The sequence below is a fragment of the Burkholderia sp. BCC1993 genome, from assembly GCF_905339865.1.
Classification (GTDB): domain Bacteria; phylum Pseudomonadota; class Gammaproteobacteria; order Burkholderiales; family Burkholderiaceae; genus Burkholderia.
Genome location: NZ_CAJPGZ010000012.1, coordinates 155,856 through 180,231 on the forward strand (window position 1 = coordinate 155,856; position 24,376 = coordinate 180,231).

At 67.5% G+C, this 24,376-nt stretch carries 19 protein-coding genes; 6 read left to right on the forward strand and 13 right to left on the reverse strand.

Going from position 1 to position 24,376, the window contains the following annotated elements; genetic code table 11:
• Positions 1 to 237 precede the first annotated feature (237 nt).
• Both can and aceK read right to left on the reverse strand, forming a co-directional pair.
• Positions 238 to 1,005, reverse strand: coding sequence for a carbonate dehydratase (can, locus tag U4Y91_RS21420; protein WP_321806765.1), 768 nt, complete (start codon positions 1,003 to 1,005; stop codon positions 238 to 240).
• 68 nt (positions 1,006 to 1,073) lie between these two features.
• Positions 1,074 to 2,903, reverse strand: coding sequence for a bifunctional isocitrate dehydrogenase kinase/phosphatase (gene aceK, locus U4Y91_RS21425; RefSeq protein WP_321806766.1), 1,830 nt, complete (start codon positions 2,901 to 2,903; stop codon positions 1,074 to 1,076).
• 325 nt (positions 2,904 to 3,228) lie between these two features.
• On the opposite strand from aceK, the gene U4Y91_RS21430 reads away from it, so the two are divergent.
• The 3 genes from U4Y91_RS21430 (at position 3,229) to U4Y91_RS21440 (ending at position 6,457) form a co-directional block, all read left to right on the forward strand.
• Entirely contained in the window at positions 3,229 to 4,305 is a 1,077-nt protein-coding gene (locus U4Y91_RS21430) for an MBL fold metallo-hydrolase (RefSeq protein WP_321806767.1), read from the forward strand.
• Between the two features lie 84 nt (positions 4,306 to 4,389).
• Positions 4,390 to 6,177, forward strand: coding sequence for an SWIM zinc finger family protein (locus U4Y91_RS21435; RefSeq protein WP_321806768.1), 1,788 nt, complete (start codon positions 4,390 to 4,392; stop codon positions 6,175 to 6,177).
• 10 nt (positions 6,178 to 6,187) lie between these two features.
• On the forward strand, positions 6,188 to 6,457 hold the full coding sequence (locus U4Y91_RS21440) for a DUF6429 family protein (protein WP_321806769.1): 270 nt from the start codon (positions 6,188 to 6,190) through the stop codon (positions 6,455 to 6,457).
• Positions 6,458 to 6,464: 7 nt separating this feature from the next.
• On the opposite strand, the gene U4Y91_RS21445 is transcribed toward U4Y91_RS21440, so the two are convergent.
• From U4Y91_RS21445 to argS, 6 genes are all read right to left on the reverse strand, one after another.
• The gene (locus tag U4Y91_RS21445; RefSeq protein ID WP_321806770.1) at positions 6,465 to 8,105 is read right to left on the reverse strand and encodes an ABC-F family ATP-binding cassette domain-containing protein; all 1,641 of its coding nucleotides are present in this window, start codon (positions 8,103 to 8,105) and stop codon (positions 6,465 to 6,467) included.
• A gap of 192 nt (positions 8,106 to 8,297) precedes the next feature.
• Entirely contained in the window at positions 8,298 to 9,893 is a 1,596-nt protein-coding gene (locus tag U4Y91_RS21450; RefSeq protein WP_321806771.1) for an ABC transporter substrate-binding protein, read from the reverse strand.
• Positions 9,894 to 10,389: 496 nt separating this feature from the next.
• Positions 10,390 to 11,163, reverse strand: a complete 774-nt coding sequence (locus U4Y91_RS21455) for an SDR family oxidoreductase (protein ID WP_321806772.1) — start codon at positions 11,161 to 11,163, stop codon at positions 10,390 to 10,392.
• Positions 11,164 to 11,182: 19 nt separating this feature from the next.
• Complete coding sequence (locus U4Y91_RS21460; RefSeq protein WP_321806773.1) at positions 11,183 to 11,824, reverse strand: thiol:disulfide interchange protein DsbA/DsbL; 642 nt, start codon at positions 11,822 to 11,824, stop codon at positions 11,183 to 11,185.
• Between the two features lie 69 nt (positions 11,825 to 11,893).
• On the reverse strand, positions 11,894 to 12,799 hold the full coding sequence (locus tag U4Y91_RS21465; protein ID WP_321806774.1) for an SPOR domain-containing protein: 906 nt from the start codon (positions 12,797 to 12,799) through the stop codon (positions 11,894 to 11,896).
• 113 nt (positions 12,800 to 12,912) lie between these two features.
• Complete coding sequence (argS, locus tag U4Y91_RS21470) at positions 12,913 to 14,694, reverse strand: arginine--tRNA ligase (RefSeq protein ID WP_321806775.1); 1,782 nt, start codon at positions 14,692 to 14,694, stop codon at positions 12,913 to 12,915.
• Positions 14,695 to 14,895: 201 nt separating this feature from the next.
• Between argS and U4Y91_RS21475 the strand changes: the two genes are divergently transcribed.
• The gene (locus U4Y91_RS21475; protein WP_012364816.1) at positions 14,896 to 15,219 is read left to right on the forward strand and encodes a DUF1840 domain-containing protein; all 324 of its coding nucleotides are present in this window, start codon (positions 14,896 to 14,898) and stop codon (positions 15,217 to 15,219) included.
• Between the two features lie 121 nt (positions 15,220 to 15,340).
• On the opposite strand, the gene metH is transcribed toward U4Y91_RS21475, so the two are convergent.
• The 5 genes from metH to U4Y91_RS21500 all read right to left on the reverse strand — a co-directional run bounded on the left by metH (position 15,341) and on the right by U4Y91_RS21500 (position 22,277).
• Positions 15,341 to 18,058, reverse strand: coding sequence for a methionine synthase (metH, locus tag U4Y91_RS21480; RefSeq protein WP_321806776.1), 2,718 nt, complete (start codon positions 18,056 to 18,058; stop codon positions 15,341 to 15,343).
• Between the two features lie 46 nt (positions 18,059 to 18,104).
• Positions 18,105 to 19,172 (reverse strand): homocysteine S-methyltransferase family protein, encoded by a 1,068-nt coding sequence (locus U4Y91_RS21485; RefSeq protein WP_044846194.1) that lies wholly within the window; start codon positions 19,170 to 19,172, stop codon positions 18,105 to 18,107.
• Between the two features lie 319 nt (positions 19,173 to 19,491).
• Positions 19,492 to 19,749 carry a DUF3567 domain-containing protein gene (locus U4Y91_RS21490; RefSeq protein WP_006477667.1) on the reverse strand — a complete coding sequence of 86 codons (258 nt, stop codon included), beginning with the start codon at positions 19,747 to 19,749 and terminating at the stop codon, positions 19,492 to 19,494.
• A 244-nt stretch (positions 19,750 to 19,993) separates the two neighbouring features.
• Complete coding sequence (locus tag U4Y91_RS21495; RefSeq protein WP_321806777.1) at positions 19,994 to 21,262, reverse strand: DUF3108 domain-containing protein; 1,269 nt, start codon at positions 21,260 to 21,262, stop codon at positions 19,994 to 19,996.
• Between the two features lie 139 nt (positions 21,263 to 21,401).
• Positions 21,402 to 22,277 (reverse strand): IclR family transcriptional regulator, encoded by an 876-nt coding sequence (locus U4Y91_RS21500; protein ID WP_321806778.1) that lies wholly within the window; start codon positions 22,275 to 22,277, stop codon positions 21,402 to 21,404.
• 127 nt (positions 22,278 to 22,404) lie between these two features.
• Here U4Y91_RS21500 and U4Y91_RS21505 point away from each other — a divergent pair, with 127 nt between their 5' ends.
• Together U4Y91_RS21505 and U4Y91_RS21510 are read left to right on the forward strand one after the other, a co-directional pair.
• Positions 22,405 to 23,397, forward strand: coding sequence for a fumarylacetoacetate hydrolase family protein (locus U4Y91_RS21505; protein ID WP_321806779.1), 993 nt, complete (start codon positions 22,405 to 22,407; stop codon positions 23,395 to 23,397).
• Positions 23,398 to 23,536: 139 nt separating this feature from the next.
• A complete protein-coding gene (locus tag U4Y91_RS21510) occupies positions 23,537 to 24,364 on the forward strand; it encodes an enoyl-CoA hydratase/isomerase family protein (RefSeq protein WP_321806780.1) in 828 nt (275 codons plus the stop codon).
• Positions 24,365 to 24,376 lie beyond the last annotated feature (12 nt).

The window sequence follows — 24,376 nt, forward strand, 5'->3', positions numbered from 1 at the left end:
CCGCTCCTTTGCATTGCACCGCCGTCGCGGCAGTGTCGGTGTCAGATCAGTTCGACGGCCGTCGCGGCCGCATGACCGCCGTTGCGCCGGCTGGCGTGTGCGCACGGCGCACCCGTCGGGCGACGGGATGCAGGGGGCGCGGCCCCGCCATCATGATGCGCCTTCAGCGGATGACGCGCGGCGGGGCGCTTGCGTGCCGCGCCCGCGTGGCCGTGCGCGTCGGTGACTTCGAGTCGGTTACTTCGCGTCGTCGCACGGCTTCAGCGTGTCGGCGACCGCCTGCGCGACGTCGTCGAGCCGCGCGGCGTCCGCCGCGACCATGTCGTTGTCGGGCGCGTGCTGGCCGCGCGCGGTCAGCGCCGCGACGCAGCGCTTGTAGGTTGCATCGAGCGCGCCGAAGTTCGACACGGCCATCCCGAGATTGCGCATCCGCCCGTCGTGCACGCCGTACACGAGCCCGTGCACGGTGAGCGACTGGCCGCGCGCCCACGCGTCGTTGACGATCGTCGTGCGGCACACGTTGACGACCTGCTCGATCGAGTTCAGCTCGATCAGGCGGCGATAGCGCGCTTCGCCGACCGGCCATTCGTCGAGCAGCGCGGCGTGGCGTTCGCGCACGTCCTGCACGTGATGCAGCCAGTTGTCCGCGAGGCCGACGCGGCGGTTGTGCAGCGCCGCGTTCACGCCCGAGCAGCCGTAGTGGCCGACGACCATGATGTGCTTCACGCGCAGGATGTCGACCGCGAACTGGATCACCGACAGGCAGTTCAGGTCGCTGTGCACGACGACGTTCGCGATGTTACGGTGCACGAACACTTCGCCCGGCGGCAGGCCGATGATCTGGTTCGCGGGCACGCGCGAATCCGAGCAGCCGATCCACAGATATTCCGGCGCCTGCTGGTCGGCGAGACGCGCGAAGAAATCGGGATCGTCGGCGAGCTGGCGCTTGACCCAGGCGTCGTTGTTGTCGAACAGGTGTGAAAGCGGATTGTCTTGGATATTCATCGGTGTGGATTCCGTTGGCGGAAATCAGGTCGATAACGGGTTCGGTTCGAGCGGATGCGGGCCGTGCGTCAGGCGGCGCGCTGCGCGTCGCTTGGGACGTCGCCGGCGTCACCGGCGTCCGGCGTCGCGTCGAAGCGCGCGGGGTAGCGCACGCTGAAGCGCAGCGACACGTCGTACGGGTAAAAATCGGGCAACTCGCCCTGCAGCAGCTTGTCCTTGCTGGCCTGCCACAGCGCGGGTTCGAAAAAGTCCGCGTGATGCTTCATGAAGACCGTCCGCACGCGCGGGTCGCCGAGCAGGAACGGTCCGTAGGTTTCCGGAAAGATGTCGTGCGGGCCGACGGTATACCACGGTTCGCCGGACATTTCGTCTTCCTCGTTGCGCGGCGGCGGCACGCGCCGCACGTTGCAGTCGGTCAGGTATTCGATCTCGTCGTAGTCGTAGAACACGACGCGGCCGTGGCGCGTGACGCCGAAGTTCTTGTACAGCATGTCGCCCGGGAAGATGTTGGCCTTCATCAACTCCTTCACCGCGTTGCCGTACTCCTTCACGCCGTGCTCGACGTCCGCGTCGGAGCCGTTCTGCAGGTACAGGTTGAGCGGCGTCATCCGGCGCTCGATGTACAGGTGCTTGATCACGAGGTTGCCGTCCTCGTATTCGAGCAGCGACGGCACTTCCTTCTCCAGCTCGCGCACGAGCGCATGGTCGAGCCGCGACAGCGGCAGCGCGACGCTCGAATACTCGAGCGTATCGGCCATTCGCCCGAGACGGTCGTGGCGCTTCACGAGCTGGTACTTCTCCATGATCTGCGCGCGCGTCGTTTCCTTCGGCGGCGGGAACTGATCCTTGATGATCTTGAACACGTACGGGAACGACGGCAGCGTGAACACGAGCATCACGAGGCCCTTGATCCCGGGCGCGATGATGAAGCGGTCGCTCGAATGCGACAGGTGGTGCAGCAGGTCGCGGTAGAACAGGTTCTTGCCCTGCTTCTGCAGGCCGACCGACGTGTAGATCTCGGCCTTCGGCTTGCCCGGCATGATCGTGCAGAGAAAATCCACGTACGCCGACGGCACGCCCATGTCGACGAGGAAATACGAGTGCGAGAAGCTGAAGATGATCTGCAGCAGGTCGCGGCGCAGCAGCACGGTGTCGAGCGCGAGCAGGCCCGGGCGCACGTGGCGGATCGGCACCGCGAACGGCATCACGCGATCGGCGTTGATGATGCGGCCGACGATGTACGCGCTCTTGTTGCGGAAGAACAGCGACGACAGCACGTGGATCTGGAAATTCGGCGCGGCGTCGAACTGGCCGAATTCGTCGCTGATCGCCTGCATCACGCAGCCGATGTCGCGCGTGAGATCCTCGAACGGCGGCTCGAGCTGGAAGTTCGTGACGATGCGCTCGAGCGTGGCCGCAAGCCCGTCGGTGCCCGGGTAGTACGCGCGATAGGTCGGCTTTGCGGCCGGCTCGTCGTTCTCGAGGTATTCGGTCGAGATCGCGGGCCGCACGAAGATGAAATCGTTGCTGAAATACGAGCGGTGCAGGATCTTGCAGCACACCGAATTGAAGAACGTTTCCGCGCACTCGGGCTGGCGGTGCGACGTGAGCAGGCCGATGTAGTGCAGCTTGATCTGCTGCCACACCTCGTCGTCGATGTTCTCCGCGTCGTATTCGTCCTCCAGCACCTCGACGCACTCCTGCACGCGATCGTCGTACGACGTGATCCGTTCGCGCGCGAGCCGCTGCAGGCCGTGCCAGTCGGCGCGCTCGTATAGCGTCTTCGCCTCGACGGCGGCTTCCCGGAAGATCCGGTAGTGGCGGTCGAAGTATTCGAGCATCGTCTGTGCGACGTCGAAGCCGATCTGCGACGACAGCAGTTTGGGGAAGTGATTCATTGCGTGCAGGCTCGTTGGAGAGGGGCTGTAAGCACTCGCCATTTTAGCGCCCAAGTCGGCGTTTCAATGACTTTCGGGGTCCGGCGCCCAAGCGCCGTCAATGGGCGGGTTGCTCGCCGTTGCATACCGTTTGGTGCATCTTCGCGTAAAGATACGGGTACGGAGCCGATTCTGGCACGAACTTTTTTTGACCGTCCGGCGCGCGCCGGCACGCGTTTCGCGCGACGGCGATAGAATCGACGCGATGCCCGCCGCGGCCTGCCGCGCGCCCCTGCACTTGCATTCGCACCCGCATTCGCACCGATAACGACGAGACACCCCACCGATGAACGCACTGGAACACCAACTCGACTATCCCTTCGCCGACACGCTGCCCGCCGCGGGCGACACGTTCGAGGTCGCGCCCGGCGTGCGCTGGCTGCGCATGCCGCTGCCGTTTTCGCTCGATCACATCAATCTCTGGCTGCTGCGCGACGAGATCGACGGACAGGCCGGCTGGACGATCGTCGACTGCGGGATCTCGTCGGATGCGATCCGTACGCACTGGGAACAGATCTTCGACACGCATCTCGACGGGCTGCCGGTACTGCGCGTGCTCGTCACGCATTGCCATCCCGATCACTTCGGCCTCGCGAACTGGATCTGCGAAGGCGGCGACCGGCGCCGCTGGAACGTGCGGCTGTGGATGACGCTCGGCGAATACATGTTCGGCTGCCTGATGGCGGCCGGCAACGGCTCGAACGCCGGTGGCGCGGCCGCGGCCGATCACTTCGCGCGTCACGGGCTGACCGATCCGGCCGCGCTCGACAAGCTGCGCAACCGTCGCAGCTATTACTCGGACCTCGTGCCGGCCGTGCCGCCGCGCTACCGGCGCCTGCGCGAAGGCGACCCGGTGACGATCGGCGCGCGCACGTGGCGCGTCGTCACCGGCTACGGCCATTCGCCTGAACATTGCGCGCTCTACAGCGAAGCGGACGGCGTGCTGATCTCCGGCGACATGGTGCTGCCGCGCATCTCGACCAACGTGTCCGTGTTCGATCTCGAACCGGAAGCGAACCCGCTCGCGCTGTACCTCGAATCGCTCGGCCGCTACGAGACGATGGCGCCCGACACGCTCGTGCTGCCGTCGCATGGCAAGCCGTTCCGCGGCGTGCGCACCCGCATCGCGCAACTGCGCGCGCACCACGACGCGCGGCTCGACGAAGTGCGCGTCGCCTGCGCGGAGAAGCCGGCGAGCGCCGCCGACATCGTGCCGATCATGTTCCGGCGTCGCGAACTCGACATCCACCAGATGACGTTCGCGCTCGGCGAGGCGCTCGCGCACCTGAACCTGCTGTGGCTCGCGGGCGAGCTCGTGCGCGAGCAGGGCGACGACGGCGTGATTCGCTTCGCGCGGAATTGAACCTGCACGCCGGTGGTAGCGTATCCGGCGCTTTTATAGAATTCCCGGTAATCCAACTCGATACCCGTCTACCCGTCGCGACCCATGCCACGCAATGTCTCTCTCGCCGACGTCATCACGCTCGCGAAAATCCGGGCGCTGGCCGATCCGCAATCCTTCACGCGCGGCAAGGCTTATTTCCACGACGGCGTCGTCTCGCGGCTGACCGAGCGCGCCGGTGTACTGTCGGCGACCGTGCGCGGTACGTATCGCTATCACGTCGAGTTCTCGGTGAGCGACGACGGCGGGCTGGGCTACGCGTGTAATTGCCCGGTAGGCGACGAAGGGGCGTTCTGCAAGCACGCGGTGGCGGTCGCCTTGTCATGGCTCGAAAACAGCGGCGAGGAGGTCTTTCACGACGAGACGCCCGAACAACCTGCGCGTTCGCGCCGCAAGCGCAAGACCCATGCCGAGCTGATTCGAGAGTATGTGGCGACGCTTGACGAGGATGCATTGCGGAACTGGCTGCTCGACGCGGCCGAGCGCGACCGGTCATTGCGCGACAGACTCCTGTTCGACGCACGTGCCGCGAATGCCGGCGACGTGGCAAGCCTGCGAGCCGCCGTCCGGCAATTGACGCGCTTGTCGCGGCCGCTCGGCTGGGACGAGGCGCATACGTACGGAGAGGCCCTGTTCGAAGTGGCGGACATGCTGCGGCGTCAGTTGGCGGGCGCTCATGCCGCGCAGGTAGTCGAGCTGGCGGAACTGGCGATTGCAGACGCCGAAGCGAGCCTCGAACAGATTGACGACTCGGACGGCAGCGTGATGCCCGGCATCGATGAACTGACCGGTGTGCACCTCGACGCGTGCGTCCAGACGCGGCCGGAGCCGCTGAAGCTGGCCGAACGTCTGTTTCGCCTGCAGATCGACGGGCAGTGGGATACGTTTCGCGGCGTGCTGCCGGCCTATGCGGAACCGCTGGGCGATGCGGGATTGCGCCACTATCGGGAACTGGTCGGGCATCGATGGGCCGCGCTGCCTCCGCTGCCAGCGGGGCGGGACGATCAGCGCTCGTACGATTCGGTGCGCTTGAATCTCGAGCATGCGATGGAATCGCTGGCGCGGCACGACGGCGACGTCGATGCGCTGATTCGCATCTGGTCGAAGGATCTGTCGGCGCCGTACCGATTCGCGCAAATCGCGGAATTGTGCGCGGAGCATGGCCGTTTCGACGAAGGGCTGGCGTGGGCCGAGCGCGGGATGCGCGAAACGAAGGATCGGCACGACGATCGCTTGCTGAGTTTCTGCATCGACGAATATGTACGGCGGCGCGCATTCGATCGGGCGGACGAACTCGCGTGGCAACGCTTCGCATACCATCCAACGGCGGACGCATTCCGTGCGCTGATGAAGGTTGCGAAGGCAACGAAGCGACGCGACGCCGTGCGGGAGCGGGCGGTCTCGCATCTGTTGTCTCTCGCGCGGAAGCAGGAAACGCCGGCGGGGACCCGTACGGCTCGACGGCATTGGGAGCCGTCGGCGCGTACCGAGCTGGTGAAGCTGCTGCTCGCGGAGCAGGATAACGAGGCGGCGTGGGGCGCGTTTTGTGGCGGGCCAATCTCGACCGTGGTCTGGCCGGCGATGGCGGCGGCGCGCGCGACGACGCATCCGGACGACGCGATCGCGCTCTATCATCGATTTTTACCGGTTGCGGTCGAGCGTGGCGCGGGCAGCGCGCGGTACGACGAGGCGTTCGGCATCGTGCGCGATATTCGCGCTTTGCGGGTTGCGCATCGCCAGCAGGCGGCATTCGAAGCGGAACTCGGCGCGATTCGCAAGGATTACCGGGCCAAACGCAACTTCATCAAGCTGCTTGCGGCGCTCGATTCGTGATCCAGCCAGATTGGAGGACCTCGCCACGAGTGTCGATCTCGGCGCCGTCGATGACGCCGTTCTTGCGCTCCTTTATTTGACCCTGCACGATCACAATCGCGCTTGGAAATCCTTCGATTGGGACGTGCTGAACCGATTGCATGAACGCGGCCTGATCGGCGATCCGGTCAACAAGGCGAAATCCGTCGTGCTGACCGATGAAGGCCTACTGGAATCGGAGCGGCTCTTCACGCGATTGTTCGTCGATTCCGGCGCCGCGCCGACAGACGTCCCCCGATGATCTTCAGCTACGCGACGGGTTCGTAACGCCACCCGTCGCGCTGCCATTGCATCGTGTGCGTCGGTGCGAGCGCCGCGAGAAACGCGGCGTCGTGCGACGCGACCACGAGCGCGCCGGGGAAGCCGGCCAGCGCGGCTTCGATCGCGCGCACCGATTCGAGATCGAGGTGATTGGTCGGCTCGTCGAGCAGCAGCAGCTGCGCGGGCGTGCCGCGCCACAATGCGCACGCAAGCGCGGCCTTCAACCGCTCGCCGCCGCTCAGGCGCTGTACCGGCTGCGTCGCGCGCGCGGCATCGAGCTGCAGCAGCGCGAGCCGGCTGCGCAGGTCGCCTTCGGCGAGCGGCGTAGCGAGGCTGCCCAGCTGTTCGACGATCGAGCGCCCGGGATCGAGCAGTGCGAGCCGCTGGTCGAGATACGCGGCGCTCACGTGCGTCGCGCAGGTGCCCGAGCGCGGCGCGAGTTCGCCGGCGAGCATGCGCAGCAGCGTCGATTTTCCGCAGCCGTTCGGGCCCGTTAGCGCGATGCGCACGGGGCCGCTGGCCGACCACGTGATCGCGTCCGCACGCCCGGCGGCACGCCACGGCAATTGCGCGCGCTCGAGCGTGAACAGCTGGCGGCGCGCGCTGACCTCGGTGCCCGGCAGCGACACGAGCACCGGCGCGTCGGCTTCGACGCGCGCGGCTGCGTCCTGCACGCGTTCGTCGAGCGTCGCCTTGAACCCGTTCTGGTCGCGGCGCACCTGCCCCATGATGTTGCGCGCTGCGCCCTTGCGCCGCTGCTTCGCGCCCGACGACAGGTTGGCCGTCTTCGCATCGCGCAGCGAGCCGGCCGCGTGGCGCTGGATCGTGTCGTGTTCCTGTTCGAGCCGGCGCCTGGCGCGCCCGCGTTCGGTGCGCGCATGCTCGAGCGCGGCCTGCGCGGCATCCTGTTCCGCGTCGCGTTGCGCGCGATACAGCGCGTAGTTGCCGCCGTAAGTACGCACACCGTGCGGCGTCAGCTCGACGATGCGCTGCACGTGCGCGAGCAGCGCGCGGTCATGGCTGACGATCACGACGCCGCCGCGCCAGCCGTCGAGCGCCGTGCGCAGCCACGCGCGGCCGGACGCATCGAGATGATTGGTCGGTTCGTCGAGCACCAGCAGCCCGGCTTCCGACAGCAACGCGCCGATCAGTGCGACGCGCGCGAGCTGGCCGCCGCTCAGCGCGTGCGCCGGCGTGTCGGCGCGCACGTCGTGCAGGCCGGCTGCGTCGAGCGCCGCGCGCAGCCGCTCGGCGAGGTCCCAGCGATCGCCGATCAGGTCGAAGTCGTGTGCGCTCGCGCGGCCGTCCGCGAGGCGCGCGAGGGCCGCGAGCGGCGCATCGAGCGCGGCGATTTCCGCGACGGTCCGCGTGGCGTCCGGCGCGTCGTCGTGCTGCTGCGCGACGTAGGCGACGGGCGTGTGCCGCTCGATCGCGCCCACACCCGGCGTGCGCCGGCCGGCGATCAGTTGCGCGAGCAGGCTCTTGCCGACGCCGTTGCGGCCGACGATGCCCGTCGGCGTGCGATCGATGGTCAGGTCGAGCGAATCGAACAGCGTGACGCCGTCGTCGAAGCGGAAGGAAACGTGATGAAGCGCGACGAGCGCGCCGGTCGGCGTGGCAGCAGCCATAAGCACCTCCGAAAATGTGTGAAACCCTTCGCGCGCGGCGTGCGTGGCACGGCGGCGAAAACATTTTTGGGAAGGCTTAGTTGTTCACTTTGGCTGGCGTCCGGTATGAGGAATGAGTGCGCAGTGTAGCAAGCGCGGCGCGCGGGCCGCAAGCGACGCGTAAGTTTGCCGTCGCTTGCGCGCCACGCACGGTTACTGCACGGCGACCGCCGTGAAGTTCTGCCGGCCGAACGGGCTGACGTGATAGCCGCTCACGTTCGAACGCGTGAGCGCGGCCGCCGTCGGGTAGCCGAGCGGAATCCACAGCGCCTCGTCGTGGATGATCTTCTGCGCCGCTTCGTACAGCTTCGCGCGCTTGCCCTGGTCGGCGGTCGACTTGCCGTCGGCGATCAGCTTGTCGAGCTGCGCGTCGCAGAAGCGCGCGAAGTTGATGCCCGACTTCACCGCGTTGCAGCTGAACAGCGGCGACAGATAGTTGTCCGGATCGCCGTTGTCGCCGGCCCAGCCCATGAACAGCATGTCATGCTGGCCGAGCTTCGCCTGCTTGATCAGCTCGCCCCACTCGATCACCTTCACCTCGGCCTTCACGCCGATCTTCGCGAGGTCGGCCTGCAGCAGTTCCGCGCCGGCCTTCGGGTTCGGGTTCAGCACGCTGCCGGTCGGGCGCGTCCAGATCGTCGTCGAGAAGCCGTTCGGGAAACCGGCCGACGCGAGCAGCTGCTTCGCCTTCGCGGGATCGTACGCGTACGGCGCGACGTCCTTCGCGTAGCTCCACGTGTTCGGCGGATACGGGTTGTTGGCGGCAGTCGCGGTGTTGTCGAACACCACCTTCAGGTAGGTCGCGCGATCGAACGCGAGGTTCAGCGCCTCGCGCACCTTGTCGTTGTCGAGCGGCTTCTTCTGCGTGTTCAGCGCGACGAACGCGGTCATGAACGCGGGCGTCTGCACGACCTTCAGCGCGCCTTCGCCCTTCGCGGCGAGCACGTCCTGCGGCTTCGGCGACAGCGCGATCTGGCATTCGCCGGCCTTCACCTTCTGCATGCGCACCGACGCGTCGGGCGTGATCGCGTAGATCAGCCGGTCGACCTTCGGCTTCGCGCCCCAGTAGGCCGGGTTCACGTCGTAGCGGATCAGCGCGTCCTTCGTGTAGCTCTTCAGCACGAACGGGCCGGTGCCGATCGGCTTCGCGTTCAGGTCGGCCTGCTTGCCGGCCTTCAGCAGCTGGTCCGCGTATTCGGCCGAGTAGATCGACGCGAAACCCATCGTCAGGATCGGCACGAACGTCGCGTTCGGCTCGTTCAGCACGAACTTCACCGTGTTGTCGTCGACCTTCGTGACCGACTTCACGAGTTTCACGAGGCCCATCGACTGCGCGTGCGGGAAGCCGCTCGCGCCGGCCACCTTGTGCCACGGGTTCGCATCGTCGAGCATCCGCGAGAACGTGAACACGACGTCGTCCGCGTTCAGCGGGCGGCCCGGCTTGAAGTAGTCGGTGGTCTGGAACGCGACGTTCGGGCGCAGGTGGAACGTGTACGTGAGGCCGTCGGCGCTCGCTTCCCATTTGTCGGCGAGCGCGGGCACGACCTTCTTCGCGGCTTCGTCGTACGACACGAGCGTATTGAAGATCACGTCGGCCGATGCGTTGGTCGTGACGAGCGAGTTGTACTGCACGACGTCGAAGCCGTCCGGGCTCGATTCCGTGCAGACGGTGAGCGGCTTGGCGGCGGCGAGGCTGGGGGCGGCGAGGGCGGCGGCGACGGCGGCCACGGCGAACAGCTTGACGTGCATAGGTTCTCCCACGTTGCTTGTGATTTTTGCTGGGTGTCGGAATGCGGGCGTGGCCCGGTAACAGGCGGGGCCGGCGCGGCTGGCGGATAGCATACCGTCAAAGCGCGCGGTGCGTGAAAAAAGGCGCCTGAACGCAGCGAATTGAGCGAGAAACGGCTGCGTTCGCGACGGAATGCGTGCTGGGGCGGCGCAGCGGCGGGGAGGTGACGCAGGTGTGGCGGCGAACGGCGGGCGGTCGAGACGATGGCGGCAAGGGCGCAAATCAACGCGAATTCGCCGGAGCGGAGGAAGCGGAGGAAGCAGAGGAAGCAGAGGAAGCAGAGGAAGCAGAGGAAGCAGAGGAAGCAGAGGAAGCAGAGGAAGCAGAGGAAGCAGCGGCGTCGCGGCTACGGCCGGCAGGAGGAAGCGGCGCGCGGCGTTGGCACCGGACCGTAACGCCGATGCCAAATCGGCCCGGCGCAAACGGCGCGAAAGACGCGCCGCTCACCCGCCGCACTCAATGCGCGCCGGCCTTCGGCTTGCGCGGTGCCTTCTCGAACAGGCGGTCGTAGAGCCAGCGCGGCAGCACGTGCAGCACCTTCGCGACGACGCCCATCTGCCACGGAATCACGCGGAACGCGTGCTGCCGCGCGATCGCGCGCGCGGCGCGGGCCGCGAAGCGATCGGCGTCCATCAGGAACGGCATCCGGTACGGGTTGTGCGCGGTCATCGGCGTGCGGATGTAGCCGGGCGCGATCGTCACGACGCCGACACCGGCCGGGCGCAGCTCGACGCGCAGCGCTTCGAGATACTTGATCGCGGCCGATTTCGACGCGCTGTACGCGCCGGAACCGGGCAGGCCGCGCACGCCGGCGACGCTCGCGACGCCGACCAGCGTGCCGTGGCGCGCGGCCGTCATCGGGCCGACGAACGGCTCGAAGGTCGCGACCATTCCGTAGTAGTTGATGTCCATCACGTTGCGGAACGTGGCGAGATCGCCCTGGCCCGTGACGGCACCCTGGCTGATGCCCGCGTTCGCGATCACGACGTCGGGGCAGCCGTGCGCGGCGATGAACGACGCGGCGGCCGTCGCGAGCGCATCGGCGTCGCGCACGTCGGCGGAATAGATGGAGACGGACAGCTTGGGAAAGCGTCGCGCGAACGCATCGAGGGCATCGGTGCGGCGCGCGACGAGGGCGAGCGTGGCGCCCTGGCGGGCGTATTCCTCGGCCATCGCGAGGCCGAGGCCGCTCGACGCGCCGGTGATGAAGACCTTCAGCGGAGTAGTCATGCCGGCGCGCGTGCGGGGATCAGAGCTTCTTGTCCTGAACCTGCTTCACGAGGTAGTCGAGCACCTGCGCGGTACCCGGGATGCTGTTCGTGTAAGCCGGGCCCGTCTTGTACTTGCCCTGGACCACGACCGTCGGCACGCCGTCGATTGCGTAGTTCTTCAGCAGCTCGGCCGACTGCTTCACCTGGCCCTGCACGCTGAACGAGTTGTACGCGTCCATGAACTGCTTCTTGTCGACGCCCTGCGTCGCCAGGAAGTCGGCCTGCGCCTGCGGCGTCAGCAGGTAGTTCTTCTGCTTGTGGATCGCGTTGAAGATCGCTGGCGTGACCTTCTCCGAAATGCCGAGCGCCGACACCGCGTAGAACAGCTTCGAGTGCGGGACGAAATCGTCGCGGAAGGCGACCGGCACGCGCTTGAAGTCGATGTTGTTGCCCTGCTTCTTCACCCAGGCCTCGACCGTCGGCTCGAATTCGTAGCAGTGCGGGCAGCCGTACCAGAAGAACTCGATGACTTCGACCTTGCCGGCCGGCGCGGACACCGGTTGCGGCGACTTCATCACCTCGAAGTCCTTGCCGGCCACCGGTGCCGCGGGCGAAGCCTGGGCGAAGCCGGCTGCGGCCAGGCCGAGGGACAGAAGGAGCGTGCTAAGCAGTTTTTTCATGTTGTGGACGTCGAATCAGTTGCTCGGGTTACGAAACGTAACGGGTTCTGCGTGGGCGCGGCCGGTGGCTTACTGCTTCGTGAAACGGATCACCGCCGTGTCGACACCTGCATCGGACAGGCGCTGACGGGCCGAGTTCATCTCCTCGAATTTCGAGAACGGGCCGACGCGCACGCGGAAATAGGTCACGCCGCTGACATCGCGCTTCGACACCTTCGACTCGAAGCCCTGGAAGCCCAGGCGCGCGCGCTGCTGCTCGGCGTCGCCTTCCGTCTTGTACGCGCCGACCTGCAGGAAGTAGCCGGTGTTCGCGTCGCTCGCGGTCGGCGGCTTCGCTGCCGCGGCGGACGTCGCGGACGGCGCCGGCTTCGGCGTGTTCGCGGCCAGTTGCTGTTGCTGCTGTTTCTGCGCGGCAGCCTGCTGCGCCTGCTTCTGCGCGGCGAAGCGCGCGAGGTCGTCCTCGCCGCCTTGCTGCTGCTGTTGCTGCGCCTGTTGCGTCTTCTTCGGCGGCGGCGGCGGGTTGTCGGCCGGCTTCGGCGCGACGGCGACGCCGTTGCCCGACGACGCGTTGTTCGATGCGGTGGTGTTGCTCGAGCCGCTGGCGTTGCCGGAGCCGTTCGTGTTGCCCGCCGGCGGCACTTCGACGATCTGCGGTTCGGGCAGCAGGCCGCCCTGGGTCTGGTTCGCGGCCTGGCCGGGCGCGGTGTTGGGCGGCGCGGATTGCGCGGCCTGCGGCACCGGCTGGCCGGGCGTCTTGCCCTGCAGCGCGCGGTTCGGGTCGAACTGCTGCGGCTGGCTCGCGGCGTTGTCGGCCGGCGGCGGCGCGACCTTCGACACGAACGGCGACGGCGACCGCGTGATGTAGAGCGCCACCACCACCGCGATCGCGAGGCCGACGATCAGGCCCAGCACGATTCCAAGAAATGTCCCTCCGGCTTGTTTCGATTGCTTCGAAGTTCGGCGTGGTTGTGCCATTGCTTGAGTCACCTGCAAAAAGAATCGTGAAAAGGCTGCGACGGGCATCCGGCGGCGGGTGCTCCCGTCGCAGGCGCGCCTGCCGCAGCCATTCGCTGCCCGGTCCGGGCCGCTTACATCTTGGCGGGCGCGGACACGCCGAGCACCGCCAGACCGTTCTCGAGCACCTGCCGGGTCGCGGCGAGGAGCGCGGCGCGCGCGTTGCGCGGCGCTTCGTCGTCGACCAGCACGCGCTCCGCATTGTAGAACGAGTGGAATTCACCAGCGAGATCGCGCAGGTAGAACGCGACCGCGTGCGGCGCCAGTTCGTTGGCCGCGTGCGTGAGCATGTCCGGATACTCGGCGAGCTTCTGCATCAGCGACACGGCCTGCGGGCTCGTGAGCTGCGACAGGTCGGCACCCGGCAGCTGCGCCGCGTCGACGTTGTAGCGGGACTTCAGTTCGTTGAGCACCGAGCAGATCCGCGCATGCGCGTACTGGACGTAATAGACCGGGTTCTCGTCGTTCTGTTTCAGCGCGAGGTCGATGTCGAACACGAATTCGGTGTCGGCCTTGCGGGAGATCAGGAAGAAACGAACCGCGTCGCGGCCGCGCGTGATGGTCGCCTCGTCGATCAGGTCGGGGGCCGCTTCCTGGCCCGGCGTCGCGCCGCCCGACCATTCGATCAGGTCGCGCACCGTCACGTAGCTGCCCGCGCGCTTCGACAGCTTCACTTCCTGGCCGTCGCGCATCACGGTGACCATCTTGTGCAGCACGTAGTCGGGATAGCCCTTCGGGATGCCGATGTGCAGGCCCTGCAGGCCCGCGCGCACGCGCGCGATCGTGCCGTGGTGGTCCGAACCCTGGATGTTGATCACCTTCGAGAAGCCGCGCTCCCACTTCGTCACGTGGTACGCGACGTCCGGCACGAAGTACGTATACGTGCCGTCCGTCTTGCGCATCACGCGATCCTTGTCGTCGCCTTCGTCGGTCGTGCGCAGCCACAGCGCGCCGTCCTGCTCGTAGGTCATGCCGGCCTTGATCAGCGCGTCGACCGTCTTCTCGACCCGGCCTTCGCTGTACAGCGACGACTCGAGGTAGTACTGGTCGAATTTCACGCCGAACGCCTGCAGGTCCATGTCCTGCTCGTGGCGCAGGTACGCGACCGCGAACTTGCGGATCGCGTCGAGATCGTCGATGTCGCCCGCGCCGGTGACCGGCTCGCCGTCCTTCGCGGCAACCGTCTCGCGGTTCAGGTAGTCGCGTGCGATGTCGGCGATGTATTCGCCGTTGTACGCGGCTTCCGGCCAGCCCGCGTCGCCCGGCTTCAGGCCGCGCGCGCGCGCCTGCGTCGAGATCGCGAGGTTGCCGATCTGCACGCCGGCGTCGTTGTAGTAGAACTCGCGGTGCACCGCGTAGCCCTGGCTCGCGATCACGTTCGCGAGCACGTCGCCGAGCGCCGCCTGGCGGCCGTGGCCGACGTGCAGCGGGCCGGTCGGGTTCGCCGACACGAATTCGAGCAGCACCTGCTTGCCTGTTTCGCGATCCGACGTGCCGAACGCGCGGCCCTGGTCGAACACGGCGGCGATCACCGCCTGCTTCGCGGCGGCCGTCAGGCGCAGGTTGATGAAGCCGGGGCCGGCGATTTCGGCCGCGTCGACGAGCCCTTGCGCGCCCGGCTGGGCCGTGAGCGCGGCGACGATCTGCTCGGCGAGCTGGCGCGGGTTCGTGCCGAGCGGCTTGGCGAGCTGCATCGCGACGTTGCACGCGACGTCGCCGTGCGCGGCGACCTTCGGGCGCTCGAGCGTGATGGCCGGGGCGACGAACGCTGCGTCGGCGCCTTTCAGCGCGTGTGCGACCTGCGTGACGCTATCCGCGAGCAGGGCTTCGAGGGTCTGTTTGTGAGCTGGCAGCATGCTGGTAGAAGGCTTCGTTGGTGGCGGCCGGAAACGCCGGCCGGCCGGCGCGCTTTTTAAGCGCGCGTTTCAGGGATCGCAGAATTTTAACAGGTGCTAATATGCCGCTCAGGCGCCCCGCGTCCGCGAGGCCGGACGCCGGTCTGCCGGCGTCCCCCCAACCGCGCCGCGCAGGCACAACAAGATGAAAAGGGAATAGTCATGATTACGTTCAAGAGCAAGGCGGCACAGGATCTCGACGTGCTGAAGGATTTCGCCGTATACGTGCTGGGCCTCGTCGGCAAGCAATTGGGCGAACGCGGTGTCATTACGCACGACGAACTGGACCACGCGATCGCGAAGCTGGAAGGCGCGGTCGCGCAGGCGAAGCAGGAGCGTGCCGAGCACGCCGGCCATTTCCACGAGGACGACGACGACCACGCGCACCACGAAGTGCCGCCGAGCCTGGCGCAGCGCGTCGCACCGTTCCTGACGATGCTGCGCGAAGCGAAGGCCGGTCAGGCCGACGTGCACTGGGGCTTCTGAGCTGCGTTGCCCGCCTGAAGCCGATCGCGAGATTGCAAAGGCACATGAAAAAGCCCGCTCGATGCGGGCTTTTCATTTCGTCTGATCAAAAGGGCGGCGAACCGCCCCGGTCGTGCCGGGATCAGAGTTGCGGCGCGAGCGCGCGGCGCGCGTCGTCGAGCGACAGCGCCATGCGCTGCGCGTAGTCGCCGAGCTGATCCTGCCCGATTTTGCCGACCGAGAAGTAGCGGCTGTCCGGATGCGCGAGATAGAAGCCCGACACGCTGGCCGCCGGCAGCATCGCCAACGAATCGGTCACACTCATCCCGATTTCGTCCGCGTGCAGCGCGGCGAACATGTCGCGTTTCACGAGGTGGTCGGGGCAGGCCGGGTAGCCGGGCGCCGGGCGGATGCCCGCGTACTTTTCAGCGATCAGCGCGTCGTTGTCGAGCGTCTCGCCGCTCGCGTAGCCCCACAGCTCGCGGCGCACACGCGCGTGCATCGCTTCGGCGAACGCTTCCGCGAAGCGGTCGGCGAGCGCCTTCAGCATGATCGCGCTGTAGTCGTCGTGGTCGGCTTCGAACTGCTTTTCCTTCACGTCGACGCCGAGGCCGGCCGTCACCGCGAACATCCCGATGTAGTCGGCGACGCCGGATTCCTTCGGCGCGATGAAGTCGGCGAGCGAGCGGTTCGGGCGCATCACGCCGTCGACCACCGGACGCACGCTCTGCTGGCGCAGGTTGCGCCACGTCATCAGCACTTCCGAGCGCGACTCGTCGGCGTAGATCTCGATGTCGTCGTCGTTGACCGTGTTCGCCGGCAGCAGCGAGATCACGCCGTTCGCGGTCAGCCAGCGGCCCTGGATCAGGCGCGCGAGCATCGACTTCGCGTCGGAGAACACGCGCCGCGCCGATTCGCCGACGATCTCGTCGTTCAGGATCGCCGGGTACGGGCCCGCGAGATCCCAGGTCTGGAAGAACGGGCCCCAGTCGATGTAGTTCGCGAGCTCGTTCAGGTCGTAGTTCTTGAACACGCGGCGGCCGATGAACTTCGGCTTCACGGGCTGGTACCCGGCCCAGTCGACCTTCGTCTTGTTCGCGCGCGCCTCGGCGAGCGTGACCATCGGCTGCGCCTTGCGGTTCGCGTGCTGGTCGCGAATCCGTTCGTAATCGGACTTCAGCTCGTCGAGGTACTTCGCCGCGCCTTCGTCCGACAGCAGGTTCGACGCGACCGATACCGAGCGCGACGCGTCCGGCACGTAGACGACCGGGCCTTCGTAGTGCGGCGCGATCTTCACGGCCGTGTGCACGCGCGAGGTCGTCGCGCCGCCGATCAGCAGCGGGATCTTCTTCACGCGGAAGTAGTCGTCGCGCTGCATTTCGGACGCGACGTACGCCATTTCCTCGAGGCTCGGCGTGATGAGGCCCGACAGCCCGATGATGTCCGCGCCCTCGACCTTCGCCTTCGCGAGGATCTCGTTGCACGGGACCATCACGCCCATGTTGACGACTTCGAAATTGTTGCACTGGAGCACGACCGACACGATGTTCTTGCCGATGTCGTGCACGTCGCCCTTCACGGTCGCGATGACGATCTTGCCCTTCGCGCGCACGTCGCCGCCCGCTTCCGCGAGCAGCCGCTTTTCTTCCTCGATGAACGGAATCAGGTGCGCGACGGCCTGCTTCATCACGCGCGCCGATTTCACGACCTGCGGCAGGAACATCTTGCCCTGGCCGAACAGGTCGCCGACGATGTTCATCCCGTCCATCAGCGGGCCTTCGATCACGTTGATCGGGCGGCCGCCGGCCGCGGCGATCTTCGCGCGGACTTCCTCGGTATCCTCGACGATGAAGTTCGTGATGCCGTGCACGAGCGCGTGCGAGAGCCGCTTCTCGACCGGCTGGTTGCGCCACTCGAGGTTCTCTTCCTTCTTCGCGCCGCCCGCCTTGAACTTGTCGGCGATCTCGAGCAGGCGGTCGGTCGAATCGTCGCGGCGGTTCAGGATCACGTCCTCGACGCGCTCGCGCAGCTCGGCGTCGAGATCGGCGTACACGCCGAGCTGGCCCGCGTTCACGATGCCCATGTCCATGCCCGCCTGGATCGCGTGGTACAGGAACACGGTGTGGATCGCCTCGCGCACCGGGTCGTTGCCGCGGAACGAGAACGACACGTTCGACACGCCGCCGCTCACCTTCGCGTACGGCAGGTTCTGCTTGATCCAGCGGGTCGCCTCGATGAAGTCGACCGCGTAGTTGTTGTGCTCCTCGATGCCGGTCGCGACCGCGAAGATGTTCGGGTCGAAGATGATGTCTTCCGGCGGGAAGCCGACTTCGTTCACGAGGAAGTCGTACGAGCGCTTGCAGATCTCGGTCTTGCGCGCGTAGGTATCGGCCTGGCCCGTCTCGTCGAATGCCATCACGACCGCGGCCGCGCCGTAGCGGCGAATCAGGTTCGCGTGGTGGCGGAACGCGTCCTCGCCTTCCTTCAGCGAGATCGAGTTCACGATCGCCTTGCCCTGCACGCACTTGAGGCCGGCTTCGATGACGTCCCACTTCGACGAGTCGATCATGATCGGCACGCGCGCGATGTCCGGCTCGGACGCGATCAGGTTCAGGAAGCGCACCATCGCCGCCTTCGAATCGAGCATCGCCTCGTCCATGTTGATGTCGATCACCTGCGCGCCGTTCTCGACCTGCTGGCGCGCCACCGCGAGCGCCTCGTCGAACTGGCCGTTGAGGATCATCCGCGCGAATGCCTTCGAGCCGGTGACGTTGGTGCGTTCACCGACGTTGATGAAGAGCGTTCCGGACGTGACGTTGAACGGCTCGAGGCCGGCAAGGCGCATCATGTGATCGGTCATGGCGGTGCGAATTCGTATGAGGTAGGGCGGGCGTTGATGCGGTCGGTCAGGCGGCGTCGCTGTACTGGCTCGGCCAGCGGCGCGGTTTCACGTCGGCGAGCGCCTTGGCGATCTCGGCGATGTGCTCGGGCGTCGTGCCGCAGCAGCCGCCGGCGAGGTTCACGAGCCCGGCCTGCGCGAATTCCTTCAGGAGGCCCGACGTGACGTCCGGCGTCTCGTCGAAACCGGTGTCGCTCATCGGGTTCGGCAGGCCCGCGTTCGGGTAGCACGACACGTAGGTGTCGCACAGCTTCGCGAGCTCGGCGATGTACGGGCGCATCAGCGCCGCGCCGAGCGCGCAGTTCAGGCCGAACGTGAGCGGCTTCGCGTGGCGCAGCGAATTCCAGAACGCCTCGACCGTCTGGCCCGACAGGATGCGGCCCGATGCGTCGGTGACGGTGCCCGAGATCATGATCGGCAGGCGCTCGCCGGTGTCCTCGAACAGTTCGTCGAGCGCGAACAGTGCGGCCTTCGCGTTCAGCGTGTCGAAGATCGTCTCGACGAGGAACAGGTCGACGCCGCCGTCGAGCAGCGCCTTCGCCTGCTGGTAATACGCGTCGCGCAGCTCGTCGAACGTGACGTTGCGCGCGCCCGGGTCGTTGACGTCCGGCGAGATGCTCGCCGTCTTCGGCGTGGGCCCGATCGCGCCCGCGACGAAGCGCGGTTTGTCAGGCGTCGCGTAGCGGGCCGCCGATTCGCGCGCGAGCCGCGCCGATTCGACGTTCATCTCGACGACGAGGTCTTCCATCCCGTAGTCGGCCTGCGCGACCGTCGTCGCGCCGAAGGTGTTGGTTTCGACGATGTCCGCGCCGGCCGCGAAGTACTGGTCGTGGATCTCGCTGATGATCTGCGGCTGTGTGAGCGACAGCAGCTCGTTGTTGCCCTTGATGTCGCGCGGGAAATCCTTGAAGCGCTCGCCGCGATACGCGGCCTCGTCGAGCTTGTAGCGCTGGATCATCGTGCCCATCGCGCCGTCGAGGATCAGGATGCGCGATTTCAGCAGCGCGGGCAGTGCGGCGCCACGCGTGTAGGGCGCGTCGAGCGGGGCGGAAGCGGCGAGAGGAGTCGCAGACATGGGCGAGAGACCGGCGAAGACGGGAAAACCGTCATTGTAGCCGGTGCGCCGGGGCGCCGCCCGGCCTCGCGCGGCGCGGAGCCGGCCGGCGCGGCATGCGGGTTGCGCGCACGGTCGTGGTGCAGGCAACGGTGCAGGCCCGATGCCTGCGTGCGCGCGGTCTGCGCGCAATGAACACGCGTACTCGTGTGCGGGCCGCGCCCCCGCCCCATCAAACGAAAACCCCCGCCCGGCGAACCGGACGGGGGCTTGGATCGGAGTGCTCGCGGCGCCGCTTCAGTGCGGCGAATGGCCCGGCGATGCGCCGGGCCGCGGGTCGTCAGTGCAGGACGACGGGCATCATCATCAGGCTGTCGAACTGTCCGAGGAATTCGTCCACTTCGTCGAGCGACGGTTCATCCTCGATCAGCTGCTTCACGTGCGCGCGGAATCGCTCGGCGAGCTCGCCGTCGATGAAGATCTCGCGCTGGGCGTTCTTGTCGACGATTTCGTATCCGCCGGCATTCATCAGATGGTGGCCGGCCTGCGGCGCAAATTCGACGACGCAGTAGTTGGGGCTGTTGTAGATCATTTGCATGGCGGCACTCCTCTTCGCAGTGGCATCTGGCCTTGTTGTCCCGTAGGTGGGGCAGGCCGTGCCGGTTTCAAGGGGCTTGCGCTGCACACCCCGTTCTCCCGTTTGCGTGGGGTGTATCGGTTAGAAACCGATGTCTATCAAACGTTTCTTATTGTGATCCGGTGTACCGAAATAGTTGTTAAAGAGTGTCATCGGCCATTTCGGCGAGTCCTTTAATCGGTCGAAATTGCCGACTGGTCGATCGTCACGGCGCGGACGGCGCCGAGGCCGGCGGCGCAGCTGCTGGCGCGGGCGGTTGCACGGCGGGCGGCGGCGCGGGTGGTGCCGGCTCCGCGGCCGGTGCGCTGGCAGGCGCGTTGGTTGCGCCTTGCGTTGCGCCTTCCGTCGCGCCGGCGGCCGGTGCATCCGGCGGGGCGAGCCGGCCGTGCCACAGCAACTCGATCTGCGAACCGTTCGGTTCCGATTGTACGAGCCTTGCGGGCAGCCAGTCGAGCGACGGCGCGAGCCACATGTCGATGCGGCGCGTGTCGCCGTCGCGGCGCGGCAGCCGCATGAAATGGCGTGCCCTGATGATGCCGGCCTGCGTCTGCACGTCCTCGTCGCCGATCACCGTGATCGGCCAGGTCTCGCCGCTGTTGTTGTCGATCACGAAGAACTGTTGCGTGACGCCCGGCTTGTACGCGGCCGGATTGCCGCGCACGAGCCCCGACAGCTGCATCAGCATGCTGAAGCGATCCTGCACGCCGTCGGGCAGCGGTGCGTTGTTCGGCGTGCGCGTGAAGACCACCTGGCGGATCTCGCGGTTGAAGATCGCGATGTCCTCGGGCCGCTTGCCGCGCTTCTCGACATAGCGGTCGGGCGCGACGCCGAACGCGTCGATGCGGCCTTCGCTGCGGTAGGAGAACGGGCCGACGAACGGCACGGGCATCGACACCGACAGATCGTAGGTGCGCCCGTCGGTGCGCCAGTGGATCGTGCCGATCATGTTCTGCATCCCGTTGTAGAACGTGTCGTACTGCAGGTCGCCGGGCGGCGGTGCCGCGAACTTCACGCCGCTCGTCGCGGGGCCCGGCGTCGCGGCGCTGGCGGCGCCGCCGGCATCGCCGGCCGATGCCGCGTGCGCGCCGGATGCGCCTGTCGTGCCGCTCGCGGCGGCGGCGGCGGCCGGCGGCGGCTCGCCGTGCTCGGCCGTCTGCGTCGATGTGAGGAGCGGCTCGGGCGACGGCGCGGGCTTCGGTGCAGGCTTCGGCGTGGCGGGAGCCGGTTTCGCCGGCGCCGGCTCGGCCGGATGTTCGGCCGGCTTGGGCGCGGGCTGGCGCTCGATCGGCTGCGGCTTCAGCAATTCGATCTGCACCGGTATCGCGGCGGGCGCGGGCGGCGTGAACGCGTCGCGACTGCGCGTCAGCCACAAGGCCGCGAGCGCGTGCAGCACCAGCACGACCACGAGCGCGACGCCCACGCGCAGCCAGTGGCGGGGCGGGGCGTGACGAGGACGGGTGTCGGCAGGCGGCATCGGCGAAACGGTACAGGGTTGGGGCGGTCGCGGCGCGCAGCGCGCGTCACAGCCATCGGACCGCCGGATGCGCCGCGCGTTCGCGGTACATCGCGCGGGTGCCGCACGGGTGTCGCACGGGTGTAGCGCGCCCGGCGTGTCAGGCGTCGCGCGCGTCCGGACTATAGCCGAGTTCGTAAGACAGTTTCTGCGCGCAGGCACGCAGCGCGGTGTCCATTTCGCCGCCCCAAGCGATGTCGAACATGCCTTCCTGGCCGAGCGCGACGATCGCGAGCGCGAGTTCGCCGACCGCATCGAACACCGGCATGCAGAACGCATGGATCGTCGGCAGCAGCATCCCTTCGACGCGCGCGGCCTGATGCGCGCGCACGTCGGCGAGCACCGCCTCGACCTCGTCGAGCGTGCGCGGGCCGCCGTGATGCGGCGAGCGGCGTGTGTCGGCGAGCTCGCGTTCGAGCATCGCCGCAGTCTTGCTGCGCGGCAGGTACGCGGCGAACAGCAGGCCCGTCGCGGAGCCGAGCAGCGGCATCACGTCGCCGAGCTTCAGCGACGCCTTTGCGGGATGGCTCGATTCCATCCAGTGCACGATCGTCGGCCCCTGGTTGCCCCACACCGCGATGCCGACCGTCTGGTCGACGCGGTCGCGCAACTCGGTCAGCGCGATCCGCGCGAGCTTCACGCCGTCGACGCGCGCGAGCCGCGCGAGCCCCATCTGCAGCGCGAAGCCGCCGAGTTCGTAGCGGCCCGACACGGGATCCTGCGACACGACGCCGAGCCGCGAGAAGCTGACCAGGTAGCGATGCGCCTTCGCCGGGCTCATGCCCGCGCGCTGCGCGAGATCGCGCAGCATCATCGCGCGCGGCTCGCTCGTGAGCACGTCGAGCAGGCGGAAGCCGACCTCGATCGACTGGATGCCGGAGCGGAGCTTCTCGCCGCCTTCACCGTGCTCGCCGGAGCCGGTGTCGTCGGTGTCGGAATCGGCGGGATCGTCGTCGGGAAGCGGGCTGGCAGGCATGGGCAACGGGGGCGCGACAAGGCGGCAAGGGTCGGGACGAAAACGGCGTGCACGATCGTGGCGCGCCGCACGGATTCACCATCGTAAAATAGATTCCCTCCATCGTCACTACAACGGCAGATACCCCATGAAACTTGCATCGCTGAAGGACGGCACGCGCGACGGCCAGCTGATCGTCGTGTCGCGCGACCTGCACACCGCGGCGATCGCCGATGCGATCGCACCGACGCTGCAGCGCGTCCTCGACGACTGGGCGTTCTACGCGCCGCAACTGCACGACCTGTACGACGCGCTGAACCACGGCCGCGCACGCAACGCGTTCGCGTTCGATCCGGCGAACTGCATGGCGCCGCTGCCACGCGCGTTCCAGTGGGCCGACGGCTCCGCGTACGTGAACCACGTCGAGCTCGTGCGTCGCGCGCGCGGCGCCGAGATGCCGCCGGAGTTCTGGACCGATCCGCTGATGTACCAGGGCGGCAGCGACGATTTCCTCGGCGCGCGCGACGACATCGTGTGTCCGTCCGAGGAATGGGGCATCGACTTCGAGGCCGAAGTCGCGGTGATTACCGGCGACGTGCCGATGAGCGCGTCGCCGGACGACGCGCTGAAGGCCGTGCGGCTCGTCACGCTCGTGAACGACGTGTCGCTGCGCAACCTGATTCCGGCCGAACTCGCGAAGGGCTTCGGCTTCTTCCAGAGCAAGCCGGCCACCGCGTTCGCACCAGTCGCGGTGACGCTCGACGAGCTCGGCGACGAATGGCGCGAAGGCCGCGTGCACCGGCCGATGATCGTCCACTGGAACGGCAGGAAGGTCGGCCAGCCCGACGCGGGCACCGACATGGTGTTCCACTTCGGCCAGCTGATCGCGCATGCGGCGAAGACGCGCAACCTGCGTGCCGGCTCGATCGTCGGCTCGGGCACGGTGTCGAACAAGGACGCGAAGCGCGGCTACTGCTGCATCGCCGAGAAGCGCTGCCTCGAGACGATCGAGCACGGCGCGCCGCAGACCGAATTCATGCGCTACGGCGACACCGTGCGCATCGAGATGTTCGACGCGGCCGGCAAGTCGATCTTCGGTGCGATCGAGCAGGCGGTCGCCCCGCCCGACGGCGCGGCCTGACGCGCACGCGCAAGCCGACGCGAAACCCGGCCCCGGCCCGCGCGCCGGGTTTCGCCTGATGTTTGCCCGCGCGGGCTTGGCTACACTCGCCTCAGGCGTTTCAAACGCCTGAAGCTTTACCAGAACCCGGGAGCTGCGCATGGCCGATCTCGCCGCATACGGCGGTTACGAAGCACTGAAGGTGATACGCCGCGATCACGGCGTGCTCGACATCGTGATGAGCGGCGAGGGCGCGAACCGCAGCGGCCTCGCGACTGCGAACGAGCGCATGCATCGCGAGCTCGCCGACATCTGGCGCGACGTCGACCGCGATCCCGACACGCGCGTCGCGGTGATCCGCGGCGAGGGCAAGGGCTTTTCGGCGGGCGGTGATCTCGCGCTCGTCGAGGCGATGGCGAACGACTTCGACGTGCGCGCACGCGTGTGGCGCGAGGCGCGCGACCTCGTCTACAACGTGATCAACTGCAGCAAGCCGATCGTGTCCGCGATGCACGGCCCGGCCGTCGGCGCGGGGCTCGTCGCCGGGCTGCTCGCCGACATCTCGATCGCCGCGAAGGATGCGCGCATCATCGACGGCCATACGCGGCTCGGCGTCGCGGCCGGCGATCACGCGGCGATCGTGTGGCCGCTGTTGTGCGGGATGGCGAAGGCGAAGTACTACCTGCTGCTGTGCGAACCGGTGAGCGGCGAGGAGGCCGAGCGGATCGGCCTCGTGTCGCTCGCGGTCGAGCCGGCCGACCTGCTGCCGAAGGCGTATGAAGTCGCGGAGCGGCTCGCGCACGGATCGCAGTCGGCGATCCGCTGGACCAAGTACGCGCTGAACAACTGGCTGCGCAGCGCCGGGCCGACGTTCGATACGTCGCTCGCGCTCGAATTCATGGGTTTCTCGGGGCCCGACGTGCAGGAAGGCATCCGCTCGCTGCGCGAGCGGCGCCCGCCCGACTTCCCCGGCGACGCACCGTTCTGACGCGCGTTATGA

Bases quoted from the DNA above. Each gene is read 5' to 3' on its own strand.
- U4Y91_RS21450 (WP_321806771.1), bottom strand. From the start codon at position 9,893: ATGCACGTCAAGCTGTTCGCCGTGGCCGCCGTCGCCGCCGCCCTCGCC.
- U4Y91_RS21505 (WP_321806779.1), top strand. From the start codon at position 22,405: ATGAAACTTGCATCGCTGAAGGACGGCACGCGCGACGGCCAGCTGATC.
- U4Y91_RS21495 (WP_321806777.1), bottom strand. From the start codon at position 21,262: ATGCCGCCTGCCGACACCCGTCCTCGTCACGCCCCGCCCCGCCACTGG.
- U4Y91_RS21445 (WP_321806770.1), bottom strand. From the start codon at position 8,105: ATGGCTGCTGCCACGCCGACCGGCGCGCTCGTCGCGCTTCATCACGTT.
- metH (WP_321806776.1), bottom strand. From the start codon at position 18,058: ATGACCGATCACATGATGCGCCTTGCCGGCCTCGAGCCGTTCAACGTC.
- U4Y91_RS21435 (WP_321806768.1), top strand. From the start codon at position 4,390: ATGCCACGCAATGTCTCTCTCGCCGACGTCATCACGCTCGCGAAAATC.
- U4Y91_RS21510 (WP_321806780.1), top strand. From the start codon at position 23,537: ATGGCCGATCTCGCCGCATACGGCGGTTACGAAGCACTGAAGGTGATA.
- aceK (WP_321806766.1), bottom strand. From the start codon at position 2,903: ATGAATCACTTCCCCAAACTGCTGTCGTCGCAGATCGGCTTCGACGTC.
- U4Y91_RS21465 (WP_321806774.1), bottom strand. From the start codon at position 12,799: ATGGCACAACCACGCCGAACTTCGAAGCAATCGAAACAAGCCGGAGGG.
- can (WP_321806765.1), bottom strand. From the start codon at position 1,005: ATGAATATCCAAGACAATCCGCTTTCACACCTGTTCGACAACAACGAC.
- U4Y91_RS21490 (WP_006477667.1), bottom strand. From the start codon at position 19,749: ATGCAAATGATCTACAACAGCCCCAACTACTGCGTCGTCGAATTTGCG.
- U4Y91_RS21455 (WP_321806772.1), bottom strand. From the start codon at position 11,163: ATGACTACTCCGCTGAAGGTCTTCATCACCGGCGCGTCGAGCGGCCTC.
- U4Y91_RS21430 (WP_321806767.1), top strand. From the start codon at position 3,229: ATGAACGCACTGGAACACCAACTCGACTATCCCTTCGCCGACACGCTG.
- U4Y91_RS21475 (WP_012364816.1), top strand. From the start codon at position 14,896: ATGATTACGTTCAAGAGCAAGGCGGCACAGGATCTCGACGTGCTGAAG.
- U4Y91_RS21485 (WP_044846194.1), bottom strand. From the start codon at position 19,172: ATGTCTGCGACTCCTCTCGCCGCTTCCGCCCCGCTCGACGCGCCCTAC.
- U4Y91_RS21460 (WP_321806773.1), bottom strand. From the start codon at position 11,824: ATGAAAAAACTGCTTAGCACGCTCCTTCTGTCCCTCGGCCTGGCCGCA.
- argS (WP_321806775.1), bottom strand. From the start codon at position 14,694: ATGCTGCCAGCTCACAAACAGACCCTCGAAGCCCTGCTCGCGGATAGC.
- U4Y91_RS21500 (WP_321806778.1), bottom strand. From the start codon at position 22,277: ATGCCTGCCAGCCCGCTTCCCGACGACGATCCCGCCGATTCCGACACC.